This window comes from Enterobacter cloacae complex sp. P6RS (assembly GCF_014982245.1).
Classification (GTDB): domain Bacteria; phylum Pseudomonadota; class Gammaproteobacteria; order Enterobacterales; family Enterobacteriaceae; genus Enterobacter; species Enterobacter bugandensis.
In genome coordinates this window covers 1-12,874 of sequence record NZ_JADCLB010000004.1, presented here as the reverse complement: position 1 = coordinate 12,874, position 12,874 = coordinate 1, and the positions used below count along the sequence as shown (strand labels likewise).

Below are 12,874 nucleotides of genomic sequence, written 5' to 3'. Positions count from 1 at the left end.
CCGACTGTGCCAAACGTAATGCAGGAAACTGAACATGGATATTAACAACAAGGCCCGTATTCACTGGGCATGCCGACGCGGAATGCGTGAACTTGATATTTCCATCATGCCTTTCTTCGAATATGAGTACGACAGCTTAAGCGATGATGATAAGCGTCTGTTTGTTCGCCTGCTTGAGTCTGACGATCCGGATTTATTCAACTGGCTGATGAACCACGGCAAACCCGCCGACACCGAGTTGCAACGGATGGTGCAATTAATTCAAACACGGAATCGGGAACGTGGTCCTGTGGCAATCTGATCTTCGCGTCTCGTGGCGCTCGCAGTGGATGTCTTTATTGCTCCACGGGCTGGTTGCGGCCATCGTTTTACTCATGCCGTGGCCGCTCAGCTATACGCCGCTGTGGCTGCTATTACTTTCGTTTGTTGTTTTTGACAGCGTACGCAGCCAGCGTCGCATTAACGCGCGTCAGGGCGAGATCAAGCTGCTGATGGATTCCCGCCTGCGCTGGCAGGGAAAAGAGTGGGATATTCTCGGTGTGCCCTGGATGCTTAACGCCGGGATGATGTTACGGTTACGCAAAGTGGGGGGCGGACGTTGCCAGCACCTGTGGCTGGCGGCGGACAGTATGGACGCATCAGAATGGCGGGATCTGCGCCGGATGTTGCTGCAACAGCCGACGCAGGAGTAACGCGCGTTAGCTGAATTTTTCTGCCATTTCGCCGAGGATCTGCTCGCACCAGGCCTGCAGGCGCTCGTCGCTGAGATCGTACTGATTGGTTTCATCCAGCGCGAGCCCGACAAACAGCTCGCCGTCGGCAATAATCGGCTTTTTACTGGTGAATTCATACCCTTCGGTTGGCCAGTAGCCGATAAACGCCGCCCCTTTTGGTGCCAGCTTATCGTGCAGCATGCCGAGTGCGTCCAGGAACCATTCGCCGTAGCCCAACTGGTCACCCATGCCGTACATCGCAATAATTTTACCGTCGAAATTGACTGAATCGAGCTGATCCCAGATGGCTTCCCAGTCTTCCTGTATCTCACCAAAATCCCAGGTTGGGATGCCCAGAATCAGCACATCATACTGCTCCATCAAGGCGACCGAGTCATCTTTCAGGTTATGCAACGTCACCAGTTCCGGGCCAATGATGTCGCGAATTTTCTCCGCCGCCATTTCGGTGTAGCAGGTGCTGGAACCATAGAACAGACCAATATTCATCGCGTAACTATCTCAATTCTTGCTATGACTTTGCGCGTAGTGTACCAGAAACCGGTCGCAATCAGGCATAATGGCCTGACTGCAAAATCAAAGGGGCTGATGTGGAAAAGGATCTCGCACTCGTTGAACAGTTTCTCGACGCGCTGTGGCTGGAGAAAAATCTGGCCGAGAATACCCTCAGTGCCTACCGGCGCGATCTCACCATGCTGGTGGAGTGGCTGGCGCGTCGGGAGCTATCGCTTGCGAGCGCGCAAAGCGACGACCTGCAGGCGCTGCTCGCTGAACGCGTAGAAGGGGGGTACAAAGCCACCAGCTCTGCACGTTTGCTCAGCGCAATGCGTCGGCTTTTCCAGCATATTTATCGGGAGAAGATTCGCGAAGACGATCCCAGCGCGCTGCTGGCGTCCCCGAAACTCCCGCAGCGGCTGCCGAAAGATCTCAGCGAAGCACAAGTTGAGAGATTATTACAGTCACCGGCTGTTGACCTGCCGCTGGAGTTACGCGATAAAGCCATGCTTGAGCTATTGTATGCTACCGGCTTGCGCGTTTCGGAACTGGTTGGCCTGACGATGAGCGACATCAGCCTGCGCCAGGGCGTGGTGCGCGTCATCGGTAAAGGAAACAAGGAAAGGCTGGTTCCGCTGGGAGAAGAGGCGGTTTACTGGCTGGAGACGTACCTTGAGCATGGCCGCCCCTGGCTGCTCAATGGCGTGTCTATCGACGTCCTGTTTCCGAGCCAGCGCGCGCAGCAGATGACGCGACAAACGTTCTGGCATCGCATCAAGCATTACGCCACACTGGCGGGTATCGACAGTGAAAAGCTTTCGCCGCACGTATTGCGTCACGCCTTCGCGACGCATCTGTTAAACCACGGCGCAGATTTACGCGTGGTGCAGATGCTGCTGGGACACAGCGATCTTTCAACGACGCAAATTTACACCCATGTCGCGACGGAACGCCTGCGGCAGCTACACCAACAGCACCACCCTCGTGCGTGAGTGCCGACAAATTGTAACAGGATCAATTATGAAAAAGTCTTTCGTGCTGTTCACCCTGCTGGCAGCCTCATTTACCGGCTTCGCCCATGCGGATGACGCCGCCATCAAACAGTCTCTGGCTAAGCTTGGCGTCACCAGCAGCGACATCCAGCCTGCGCCGGTTGCCGGTATGAAAACCGTACTGACCAACAGCGGCGTGCTGTACGTCACCGAAGACGGCAAACACTTTATTCAGGGACCGCTGTACGACGTGAGCGGTGCGCAGCCGGTGAACGTCACCAACCAGCTGCTGATGAAAAACCTGAACGCGCTCGAAAAAGAGATGATCGTCTATAAAGCGGCGCAGGAAAAACATGTGATTACCGTCTTCACCGACATCACCTGTGGCTACTGCCACAAGCTGCATGAACAGATGAAAGACTATAACGCGCTGGGCATTACCGTGCGTTACCTGGCCTTCCCGCGCGCAGGCGTACAGAGCAAGCCAGAGCAGGATATGAAAGCGATCTGGTGTGCCAAAGACCGCAACAAAGCGTTTGATGACGCGATGAACGGTAAAGACGTTAAGCCTGCCTCCTGCGACATCGACATTGCTAACCACTACGCGCTGGGCGTGCAGTTTGGCGTGAGCGGTACGCCAGCGATTGTCCTGAGTAACGGCTATGTTGTTCCGGGCTATCAGGGACCGAAAGAGATGAAAGAGTTTCTCGACGCGCACCAGAAACAGTTTGGTGGTAAATAATTCGCGTGAAAGCCCCCATCAAATTGCGCCGCCGCGAGGCGGTTGAACACGTTGATTTACCGGACGATCTCCCGCCGCTGCTAAAGCGCCTCTACGCCAGCCGCGGCGTGCGTCGCGCAGAGGATCTTGAGCGCAGCGTGAAAGGGATGCTGCCCTGGCAGCAGCTGAACGGTATCGAGAAAGCTACCGAAATGCTCTACAACGCGCTGCGTGAGGGAACGCGCATTGTGGTGGTAGGGGATTTCGACGCCGACGGCGCAACCAGCACCGCCCTGAGCGTGCTCAGCCTGCGCGCGCTGGGCTGCGATAATGTCACCTATCTGGTGCCGAACCGCTTTGAAGACGGCTATGGCCTCAGCCCGGAGGTGGTCGATCAGGCCCATGCCCGCGGTGCGCAGATGATCATGACCGTCGACAACGGGATCTCCTCCCATGCGGGCGTCGATCATGCTCACGCTTTGGGGATCCCGGTGCTGGTCACCGATCATCACCTGCCCGGCGATACGCTCCCCGCAGCAGAAGCGATTATTAACCCCAACCTGCGCGACTGCGATTTCCCGTCGAAATCCCTCGCCGGCGTGGGCGTGGCGTTTTATCTGATGCTGGCGTTGCGTACTCTCTTACGCGATAAGGGCTGGTTCGAATCCCGCGGCATTGCCGTTCCAAACCTGGCCGAATACCTCGACCTGGTGGCGCTGGGCACCGTGGCGGACGTGGTACCTCTTGATGCCAATAACCGCATTTTGACCTGGCAGGGCTTAAGCCGTATTCGCGCGGGCAAGTGCCGTCCCGGAATTAAGGCGCTGCTGGAGATTGCCAACCGCGATCCGCTTAAGCTGGCGGCAAGCGACCTGGGCTTTGCCCTCGGGCCGCGTCTGAACGCTGCCGGAAGGCTGGACGATATGTCCGTCGGCGTGGCGCTGCTGCTGTGCGACAACATCGGTGAAGCGCGCGTGCTGGCCAACGAGCTGGACGCCCTGAACCAGACCCGTAAAGAGATTGAGCAGGGGATGCAGGCCGAAGCGCTGACCCTGTGCGAAAAACTTGAGCGCAGTGGCGATACGCTGCCGGGCGGGCTGGCAATGTACCACCCCGAGTGGCATCAGGGCGTGGTCGGCATTCTGGCGTCGCGCATTAAAGAGCGCTTCCACCGCCCGGTGATCGCGTTTGCGCCTGCGGGTGACGGCACGCTGAAAGGCTCTGGCCGTTCGATTCAGGGGCTGCACATGCGCGATGCGCTGGAGCGTCTGGATACGCTTTATCCCGGTCTGATGATTAAGTTTGGCGGTCACGCGATGGCGGCAGGCTTGTCGCTGGAAGAGGCAAAGTTCGACGAGTTCCAGCGCCTGTTTGGCGAGCTGGTCACCGAGTGGATTGACCCGGCGCTGCTGCAGGGCGAAGTGGTCTCTGACGGTGAGCTGTCCGTCTCCGAAATGACGATGGAGGTCGCGCAGATGCTGCGCGATGCCGGTCCATGGGGGCAGATGTTCCCGGAACCGTTGTTCGACGGGCGATTCCGCCTGCTGCAGCAGCGTATCGTTGGCGAACGCCACCTGAAAGTGATGGTCGAGCCCGTGGGCGGCGGACCGCTGCTGGACGGCATTGCCTTCAACGTTGACACCTCCATCTGGCCGGACAACGGCGTGCGCGAGGTCGAGCTGGCGTACAAACTGGATATCAACGAGTTTCGCGGTAACCGCACCCTTCAGATCATCATCGACAATATCTGGCCAATTTAGCGGCAGTAATCTCTATAAAAAAGGGCGTGGATTCGGTACAATCCCGCTCTTATCACCGCATTTTGACAAGTCCATAAAAGAAAACAGACCATGTTTGAAATTAATCCGGTAAAAAACCGTATTCAGGACCTCACGGAGCGCTCTGACGTTCTTAGGGGGTATCTTTGACTACGATGCCAAGAAAGAGCGTCTTGAAGAAGTAAACGCCGAGCTGGAACAGCCGGACGTCTGGAACGAACCTGAACGCGCACAAGCGCTGGGTAAAGAGCGTTCCTCTCTCGAAGCTATCGTAGATACGTTGGATCAAATGGCCCAGGGGCTGGAAGATGTTTCCGGTTTGCTGGAGCTGGCCGTCGAAGCCGACGACGAAGAAACCTTTAACGAAGCCGTGGCAGAACTCGACGGGCTGGAAGAGAAGCTGGCACAGCTGGAATTCCGTCGCATGTTCTCCGGCGAATACGACAGCGCTGACTGCTATCTCGATATTCAGGCAGGTTCTGGCGGTACCGAAGCGCAGGACTGGGCCAGCATGCTGACGCGTATGTATCTGCGTTGGGCGGAAGCGCGCGGCTTCAAAACCGAAATTATCGAAGAGTCTGAAGGTGAAGTGGCCGGTATTAAATCCGTCACTATCAAGATCATTGGCGACTACGCCTACGGCTGGCTGCGTACCGAAACCGGCGTTCACCGCCTGGTGCGTAAGAGCCCGTTTGACTCCGGTGGTCGTCGTCATACCTCCTTCAGCTCCGCGTTTGTTTACCCGGAAGTTGACGAAGATATCGATATCGAAATTAACCCGGCGGACCTGCGTATTGACGTTTACCGCGCGTCCGGCGCGGGTGGTCAGCACGTTAACCGTACAGAATCTGCGGTGCGTATTACCCACATTCCAACCGGGCTGGTAACACAGTGCCAGAACGACCGTTCCCAGCATAAGAACAAAGACCAGGCCATGAAGCAGATGAAAGCGAAGCTTTATGAGCTGGAGATGCAGAAGAAAAATGCTGAGAAACAGGCGATGGAAGACAACAAGTCCGACATCGGTTGGGGCAGCCAGATCCGTTCTTACGTCCTTGATGACTCCCGCATCAAAGACCTGCGTACCGGGGTTGAAACCCGCAACACGCAGGCGGTGCTGGACGGCAGCCTGGACCAATTTATCGAAGCAAGTTTGAAAGCAGGGTTATGAGGAACCAACATGTCTGAACAACAAGCACAGGGCGCTGACGCGGTAGTCGATCTTAACAACGAACTGAAAACCCGCCGCGAGAAGCTGGCAGCGCTGCGCGAGCAGGGCGTGCCGTTCCCGAACGATTTTCGTCGTGACCACACCTCAGACCAACTGCACGCTGACTTCGACGGTAAAGAGAACGAAGAGCTGGAAGCGCTGAACATCGAAGTGGCCGTTGCAGGCCGTATGATGACCCGCCGTATCATGGGTAAAGCCTCCTTCGTGACCTTGCAGGACGTGGGTGGCCGTATTCAGCTGTACGTTTCCCGTGACGACCTGCCGGAAGGCATCTACAACGAGCAGTTCAAAAAGTGGGACCTGGGCGATATCCTGGGCGCGAAAGGTAAACTGTTTAAAACCAAAACCGGTGAACTGTCTATCCACTGCACCGAGCTGCGCCTGCTGACCAAAGCCCTGCGCCCGCTGCCGGACAAGTTCCACGGCCTGCAGGATCAGGAAGCGCGCTACCGTCAGCGTTACCTGGATCTCATCTCTAACGATGAATCCCGCAAGACCTTCAAAATTCGCTCCCAGATCATGGCCGGTATTCGCCAGTTCATGGTCAACCGCGACTTTATGGAAGTGGAAACCCCGATGATGCAGGTGATCCCTGGCGGCGCGTCTGCGCGTCCGTTCATCACCCATCACAACGCCCTGGACCTGGACATGTACCTGCGTATCGCGCCGGAACTGTACCTGAAGCGTCTGGTGGTCGGTGGTTTCGACCGCGTGTTTGAAATCAACCGTAACTTCCGTAACGAAGGTATCTCCGTTCGCCATAACCCAGAGTTCACCATGATGGAACTCTATATGGCGTACGCGGACTACAAAGATCTGATCGAGCTGACCGAATCCCTGTTCCGTACCCTGGCGCAGGATATTCTGGGCACCACGCAGGTTCCTTACGGTGAAGAAGTCTTCGACTTCGGCAAGCCGTTCGAAAAACTGACCATGCGCGAAGCGATCAAGAAATACCGTCCGGAAACCAACATGGCGGATCTGGATAACTTCGACTCTGCGAAGGCCATCGCTGAAAGCATCGGCATCAAGGTTGAGAAGAGCTGGGGTCTGGGCCGTATCGTGACCGAGATCTTCGAAGAAGTGGCCGAAGCGCACCTGATTCAGCCGACCTTCATTACCGAATACCCGGCGGAAGTCTCTCCGCTGGCGCGTCGTAATGACGAGAACCCGGAAATCACCGACCGTTTCGAATTCTTCATCGGCGGCCGTGAAATCGGTAACGGCTTTAGCGAGCTGAACGATGCGGAAGACCAGGCGCAGCGTTTCCAGGATCAGGTTGACGCGAAAGCAGCAGGCGACGACGAAGCGATGTTCTTCGATGAAGACTACGTGACCGCGCTGGAGCACGGCCTGCCGCCAACTGCAGGTCTGGGTATTGGTATCGACCGTATGGTGATGCTGTTCACCAACAGCCACACCATTCGTGACGTGATCCTGTTCCCGGCAATGCGCCCGGTGAAATAAGGCGTTACGTTGCTAAAAAAGCCCCGAAAGGGGCTTTTTTATTGCGCAGCGAACGCTCTCAGCGCGTCTCGCGCGACCGTTGCTTCCTGCACCATCCACGGGCTAAAGCTCCATGGGGCGGCGTCCAGCGCGCGGAATAACGACTCCAGCGTCACCCATTCAAATGCCATCACTTCATCATGGTTAATTCGCAGTTCGCTGGTGACGCGGGCAGCGAAGACCGGGCAAATCTCGTTTTCAACGATCCCGGAAGGATCCGTTTCGCGGTAGCGGAATTCTGAGGCGACAGGCGTAATCGCGGTAATTTCTGCGCCAATCTCATCGCGGCAGCGACGGATAATTGCCTCTTCCGTCCGTTCACCCGATTGAGGGTGACCGCAGACAGAATTCGTCCAGACGCCCGGCCAGGCTTTTTTACTTAGTGCGCGTCGGGTTACCAGACACTCGCCTTCGGCGTTAAACAGCCAGGATGAGAACGCCAGATGCAGCGGGGTTTGGGCAGTATGCGCGGCGTATTTTTCCTGAGTGCCAATCACCATTCCCTGGTCATTAACCAAAATAACGTGTTCTTGAATACTCATTCATGCTCCAGTGCCAAAATGCCGAGTGGTTCAGCACCATCAGCCGAAGCATTATACTGCATTCTTATACGAACGGTTTGGCTCGTAGAGCGGAAAAGGGCATGACCCCTGTTCGTTTTGGCTGTTATCATAGTGCGCCATTCACGCTGACCGAGGATCTGTTTTGTTTGCAGGAAGCCTGACGAGAAAACCTCTTACCGCTATTTTTTGCCTGACGATGACGCTATTCCTGGCTGGCTGTTCAGGAAGCAAATCGTCGGATATGGGTAGCTATTCCGGTTCGGTCTATACCGTTAAGCGCGGGGATACGCTGTACCGGATTTCGCGCGCAACGGGGACCAGCGTGAAGGATCTGGCGCGCCTGAATAACATCTCTCCGCCGTACACCATCGAAGTGGGACAAAAGCTCAAGGTGAACGGCAGTTCGTCCTCGGGCAAAAAATCCTCATCGAAAGGCAAAACCGCCAAAGTGACGCCGTCCTATCAGGTACCGCAATCGTCATGGCCGCCGGTTGGACAGCGCTGCTGGATTTGGCCTGCCAGCGGTAAAGTGGTCGCCCCTTACTCACTCTCTGAAGGTGGCAACAAGGGTATTGATATCGCCGCTGCGCGCGGTACGCCGGTTTATGCCTCCGGGGCAGGGAAGGTGGTTTATGTGGGTAACCAGCTGCGCGGCTACGGTAACCTCATCATGATTAAGCATGGCGAAGATTACATCACCGCCTACGCGCACAACGACACGATGCTGGTCAACAACGGCCAGAACGTGAAGGCGGGGCAGAAGATAGCCACCATGGGCAGTACCGGTACCGATTCGGTGAAGCTGCACTTCCAGATCCGCTATAAGGCGACGGCCATCGATCCGCAGCGTTACCTTCCTGCGCCCGGCAGCAAACCTAAGTGCTAAGTGATTATTTAATCGCCGGTTAGTTGTGAAGAGGCTTGTATGAAGGTGCGTAAGGTCTATAATGCCTTACGCACCTCAAAGCGGGCGTAGTTCAATGGTAGAACGAGAGCTTCCCAAGCTCTATACGAGGGTTCGATTCCCTTCGCCCGCTCCAATCTCCAGTCTTGCTTGGGCGTAACGATAAGAGACCGATTATTTATATGTCATTAGCCATGCACGCGGGATACGCAGGGCGCCTCATTGATTTCGCAATATAATAATTTTAAGTCCAATTTTGTACTTACTTTTTATGTATATAAAAACGCTTGGCATTTAGAATAACTTTGCAAAGTGCTGGCAAGCTGAAGCAGCAGGTGCCTCACGATACTTGCTGGCGCTTTGCTTCTGTCAAAACTACAAATAACATACCACCCACGAAAGTTACCGCTCACCCGAGCGGTTTTTTTATTATCACCTTTCTGGGCAATCTTTTAATTAAAAAGCGCAATGACCACAGATTCTTTATAATAAACATCCAATTCTGGACCTATTCATGATATACCTCACAACTTAATTGTCTTATATTGTTTACGGCACTGCCCGTGCTATATGTGATTTAACCGATTTCACATAGGCTTCATGTTGTATTTTCAGGATTTCCTGTCGCCCCTGCGTTGTGGGGCTTTTTTTATTTAAAGTCTTAATAATCCAAATGTGGACTGCTAAAAGGTTGCACAAATCAGTTGCAATAGCTATTGTGCACTCTAGCAAAGCGCTGGTAAGCTGAAGCGGGCATTTTAACAATCCATGCTAGCGCTTTGCTTTTTAAAAAGTGAAAATGGTACTCTTGAAAGATTCTCGTCACATTACATTATTAGAAGTTTGGTTGTTATTTCATCTCATCTTTTAAGTTAGGTTATATAAATTCGAATGTTATTCAGTACATTTTTAAATGACAAAAAATGTGCTCCTTATAAGAGATTTTTGTTTTATTTCTCGTAATTCCCTTTTGCACCAATCGTGCGCTTTTTATTTTTATCTCACCTGCAATAAACGCTCAATGATTACCCACTGAAACGATTATAAATAACCTAATAAAGCATTGTACTTTGCAAACCACACCATGATTATAAGTTTGATGTGTCGCAGTGGGTTAGAACCATTCCGATTTTTTATCCACGTAGAGCCAGAAGCGCATTTATGAGTTCATTATCAAAGAAAACAGGTATGAAAAGCGTATAGCTATAACCTGAAGTTGAAGAATGGTTAACATAATCAAAGAGTTCTATATCATATCCATTCCTTCGCTTAATCCGATTAGGTGAGATAAATCCCCAATAGGCGATAGAGTTATATTCATAAGGGGAGAGAAAGGTATTTTCAAAATGGAACTTTAGATAATCCCCAGACACAGGCTCGAATGAATGTAATTTTGTAGGAGAATCGCTATCAGATTGTGCAATGCATACCCGGTACAGGAAACTGAGTTGAGTAGAGTTGTCATTATGAGGCCGACATAGTGTATAAATCTTGTCTATTGGGCGCTGCGTTAATGCCTGAAAGTTACTTTCTATGACCCCCCGCTGTGCGTAATGCGGTTCACCCACCCCATCGAAGGATAACTGATATATTCCCTCCACACCTGCGAGCTTTAGTTGGCCAATATTCACATAATCGATCAGGCAACCCGAGAGTGCCATCTCTCCTTTATGTTTCCAGGAAAAGAGTTGATGAAAATCGATGACGGCGTTATCTCTATACTCTTTAGGTGACATACCAAAAAAATTCTTGAATGCTCTGGTAAAGGCTTGCGGGTTCGCATAGTAACAACGAGCTGAAAGAGTACTTATTGGCAAGTTTGAAAATTTGAGTGAAGATGCACATCGATACATTCTCTTATTGTGGACATAGTCACTGAGTGTGCATCCCACGTTGTTTGTAAAGAGACGGTACAGCTGTGCCGAGCTATAACCTGAGCGGTTAATGATATCCTTAATGCTAATGTCTTTATCAATATTAGCATCTATCCAACGCAGGATCTGAGTGATAAATTGGTTTTCCAGAGAATGATCCATGTAAGTTAATCCATCTATAGGTCTGATTTTAAAGCTAAACTGTGGAAAGTGAAGCGAGTTGACAGAAGAAGGTAACTCTTAACAATAAGGTAACTTATAGACGGGGGAAGTGATAAAATCAAGGGTTACTTAGTGAGGGATAGTCAATTCTCTCAGAATTAACGTGCGTTAAATTAATTTCTTTAGAATGAGTGAACTCTATAAACATAATTGTGATGTTTTTGTTAATGCTGACCACTTTTTCTCACTGCAAAGAACAATCATTGAACTTACGTCACAATCTCAAGATAATCATTCTCACAGCAAGCGCATCTTTAAATTTGTCCTGTTAACGATATCGTGTTTAGGTCCCAGATCGTTATCTGCGTAATATTGCTGCGTAAATTTATCTGTCCTTAAAAAAGCAATTCAGGAATTAATAATGAAACTGAACAAGATTGTAATGGCCATTGTACTGGCTGGCAGTGTGGTTTCTTTCGCTCAGGCAAAAGATCAGGGTCACGGAACAGTAACTTTCGTGGGTTCTATCATTGATGCTCCATGCTCTATTTCTCCAGATTCAATCGATCAGACTGTTAAACTGGGTGAGATTTCTAATGTGGCGTTGAATGCAAACGGTAACACCGGTTCCTCTATTCCACGTCCGTTCGAAATCAAACTTGAAAACTGCGATACCACCACCCAGAAAACTGTTACTGCAACCTTTACTGGTGCAGAGGACAGCGCAGTAGCGAACCACCTGGGTATTACAGGCACTGCTTCTGGTGCAGGTATTGTTCTGACTGATGGCAGCGGTAAGCCAATCGAACTGGGTAAACCAACTGATGCACATATGCTGCAAGATGGTAACAACACTCTGATGTTCTCTGCCTATCTGCAGGGTGACGGTGCTTCTGCTGTTGTTCCAGGTGATTTCTCTGCTATCGCAGACTTCACCCTGGCTTACCAGTAATCTCTGGTAGCAAACACGCCTGTCATCACAGGCGTGTTTGTTAAATCCAGATAAGGAGGGCAAAATTAAAAAGGTACTTTTTACGGCTGCATTTGCTCTCAATATGGTAGTGTTATCACTGCATGCCTCTGAATTTGATATCGGGCTTAATGGACGAGTCACAATGCAGGGTGCCATTTTGGCCAAGGCATGCAATCTTGCTATGGAAAGCAAATATCAGGCAATCGATATGGGAATTGAAAGTGTTGCCCGATTAACGAAAATGGGCGAAGGGCAAATCAGACCATTTTCCCTATATCTGACTGATTGTACTCTTGAAGATAATCAGCATGATAAGATTCCCTGGCATTATTTAGAAGTCACTTTTGACGGTATAAGTGACGATGGCTATTTTGGTGTGAGCGGAAGTGCAGAAGGGATTTCATTACAAATCACGGATCGATTCGGGACTAAAGCATTACCTGGAAAGGCAATGCCATATATTAGGGTGGATAATCAAAATATCAGGCTCGATTACGAACTTCGCCTGAGAACGAATCACGAACAAATCCATGCTGGAGAATATTCAACCATTTTAAAATATCGAATAAGTTATTTTTGATGATTTAAATGACGTTGAGCTTCGGTTGCAAATGTGGCGGAGTGTATGAAGAAGTTAATGATGCATAAAGACAATGCTGCGACTCGCTCGGTGTTTATTAAATTATCGCTGCTCGCATTTGCGATATATTGCGGTCTGAGTAATCTCGCTAGTGCCGAAGATGATATACAGTTCAATACCGATGTGCTTGATGTTAAAGATAAAGAAAATATTGATTTAAGTCGTTTCTCCAAAGGCAATTACATCATGCCAGGAGATTATAGTTTTAAAATTTTAGTCAACCAGAATGAACTTGAAGAACAGCCAGTTTCTGTCTATGTGTCAGATAAAAATGAAAAAGAAACAATGGCTTGTATCACCCCAT

14 protein-coding genes and 1 tRNA gene are annotated in these 12,874 nt (G+C 51.3%); 12 read left to right on the top strand and 3 right to left on the bottom strand.

The features are described from left to right. The first annotated feature begins 34 nt into the window (after window positions 1–34). Both sdhE and INF73_RS02335 read left to right on the top strand, forming a co-directional pair. A complete protein-coding gene (sdhE, locus tag INF73_RS02340; RefSeq protein WP_010435322.1) occupies window positions 35–301 on the top strand; it encodes an FAD assembly factor SdhE in 267 nt (88 codons plus the stop codon). Further along, window positions 282–692 carry a protein YgfX gene (locus INF73_RS02335; RefSeq protein ID WP_028014322.1) on the top strand — a complete coding sequence of 137 codons (411 nt, stop codon included), beginning with the start codon at window positions 282–284 and terminating at the stop codon, window positions 690–692. The genes sdhE and INF73_RS02335 overlap by 20 nt, the downstream gene beginning before the upstream one ends. A gap of 6 nt (window positions 693–698) precedes the next feature. Here INF73_RS02335 and fldB read toward each other — a convergent pair whose 3' ends face one another. Then, a complete protein-coding gene (fldB, locus tag INF73_RS02330; protein ID WP_041908355.1) occupies window positions 699–1,220 on the bottom strand; it encodes a flavodoxin FldB in 522 nt (173 codons plus the stop codon). A 101-nt stretch (window positions 1,221–1,321) separates the two neighbouring features. Between fldB and xerD the strand changes: the two genes are divergently transcribed. The 5 genes from xerD to lysS all read left to right on the top strand — a co-directional run bounded on the left by xerD (window position 1,322) and on the right by lysS (window position 7,415). Continuing rightward, entirely contained in the window at window positions 1,322–2,218 is an 897-nt protein-coding gene (gene xerD / locus INF73_RS02325; RefSeq protein ID WP_193540871.1) for a site-specific tyrosine recombinase XerD, read from the top strand. Between the two features lie 28 nt (window positions 2,219–2,246). Continuing rightward, window positions 2,247–2,960: a bifunctional protein-disulfide isomerase/oxidoreductase DsbC gene (gene dsbC / locus INF73_RS02320; RefSeq protein ID WP_028014319.1), complete on the top strand. Its 714-nt coding sequence runs from the start codon at window positions 2,247–2,249 to the stop codon at window positions 2,958–2,960. Between the two features lie 5 nt (window positions 2,961–2,965). Further along, the gene (recJ, locus tag INF73_RS02315) at window positions 2,966–4,699 is read left to right on the top strand and encodes a single-stranded-DNA-specific exonuclease RecJ (RefSeq protein WP_041908356.1); all 1,734 of its coding nucleotides are present in this window, start codon (window positions 2,966–2,968) and stop codon (window positions 4,697–4,699) included. A 90-nt stretch (window positions 4,700–4,789) separates the two neighbouring features. Further along, window positions 4,790–5,888 (top strand): peptide chain release factor 2 gene (gene prfB / locus INF73_RS02310; RefSeq protein WP_100170824.1). Its coding sequence is split into 2 segments (ribosomal slippage): window positions 4,790–4,864 and window positions 4,866–5,888, totalling 1,098 coding nucleotides; the frame shifts between segments, so codons are not numbered across the junction. A 9-nt stretch (window positions 5,889–5,897) separates the two neighbouring features. After that, window positions 5,898–7,415, top strand: a complete 1,518-nt coding sequence (lysS, locus tag INF73_RS02305) for a lysine--tRNA ligase (protein ID WP_014885130.1) — start codon at window positions 5,898–5,900, stop codon at window positions 7,413–7,415. A 38-nt stretch (window positions 7,416–7,453) separates the two neighbouring features. On the opposite strand, the gene idi is transcribed toward lysS, so the two are convergent. Next, complete coding sequence (gene idi / locus INF73_RS02300) at window positions 7,454–7,996, bottom strand: isopentenyl-diphosphate Delta-isomerase (RefSeq protein WP_041908358.1); 543 nt, start codon at window positions 7,994–7,996, stop codon at window positions 7,454–7,456. 163 nt (window positions 7,997–8,159) lie between these two features. Here idi and actS point away from each other — a divergent pair, with 163 nt between their 5' ends. Both actS and INF73_RS02290 read left to right on the top strand, forming a co-directional pair. Beyond that, window positions 8,160–8,903 carry an amidase activator ActS gene (actS, locus tag INF73_RS02295; protein ID WP_255518525.1) on the top strand — a complete coding sequence of 248 codons (744 nt, stop codon included), beginning with the start codon at window positions 8,160–8,162 and terminating at the stop codon, window positions 8,901–8,903. A gap of 80 nt (window positions 8,904–8,983) precedes the next feature. After that, window positions 8,984–9,057 (top strand) — tRNA-Gly (locus INF73_RS02290). 997 nt (window positions 9,058–10,054) lie between these two features. Here INF73_RS02290 and INF73_RS02285 read toward each other — a convergent pair. Then, complete coding sequence (locus tag INF73_RS02285) at window positions 10,055–10,957, bottom strand: helix-turn-helix domain-containing protein (RefSeq protein ID WP_193540869.1); 903 nt, start codon at window positions 10,955–10,957, stop codon at window positions 10,055–10,057. A gap of 421 nt (window positions 10,958–11,378) precedes the next feature. Here INF73_RS02285 and INF73_RS02280 point away from each other — a divergent pair, with 421 nt between their 5' ends. The 3 genes from INF73_RS02280 to INF73_RS02270 form a co-directional block, all read left to right on the top strand. Beyond that, a complete protein-coding gene (locus tag INF73_RS02280; RefSeq protein WP_193540867.1) occupies window positions 11,379–11,909 on the top strand; it encodes a fimbrial protein in 531 nt (176 codons plus the stop codon). Window positions 11,910–11,946: 37 nt separating this feature from the next. Further along, complete coding sequence (locus tag INF73_RS02275; protein WP_227414398.1) at window positions 11,947–12,510, top strand: fimbrial protein; 564 nt, start codon at window positions 11,947–11,949, stop codon at window positions 12,508–12,510. Window positions 12,511–12,555: 45 nt separating this feature from the next. Beyond that, the coding region (locus tag INF73_RS02270; RefSeq protein WP_227414397.1) for a FimD/PapC N-terminal domain-containing protein at window positions 12,556–12,874 on the top strand (319 nt) is incomplete at its 3' end.

Bases quoted from the DNA above. Each gene is read 5' to 3' on its own strand.
- INF73_RS02280 (WP_193540867.1), top strand. From the start codon at position 11,379: ATGAAACTGAACAAGATTGTAATGGCCATTGTACTGGCTGGCAGTGTG.
- INF73_RS02285 (WP_193540869.1), bottom strand. From the start codon at position 10,957: ATGGATCATTCTCTGGAAAACCAATTTATCACTCAGATCCTGCGTTGG.
- lysS (WP_014885130.1), top strand. From the start codon at position 5,898: ATGTCTGAACAACAAGCACAGGGCGCTGACGCGGTAGTCGATCTTAAC.
- idi (WP_041908358.1), bottom strand. From the start codon at position 7,996: ATGAGTATTCAAGAACACGTTATTTTGGTTAATGACCAGGGAATGGTG.
- fldB (WP_041908355.1), bottom strand. From the start codon at position 1,220: ATGAATATTGGTCTGTTCTATGGTTCCAGCACCTGCTACACCGAAATG.
- sdhE (WP_010435322.1), top strand. From the start codon at position 35: ATGGATATTAACAACAAGGCCCGTATTCACTGGGCATGCCGACGCGGA.
- dsbC (WP_028014319.1), top strand. From the start codon at position 2,247: ATGAAAAAGTCTTTCGTGCTGTTCACCCTGCTGGCAGCCTCATTTACC.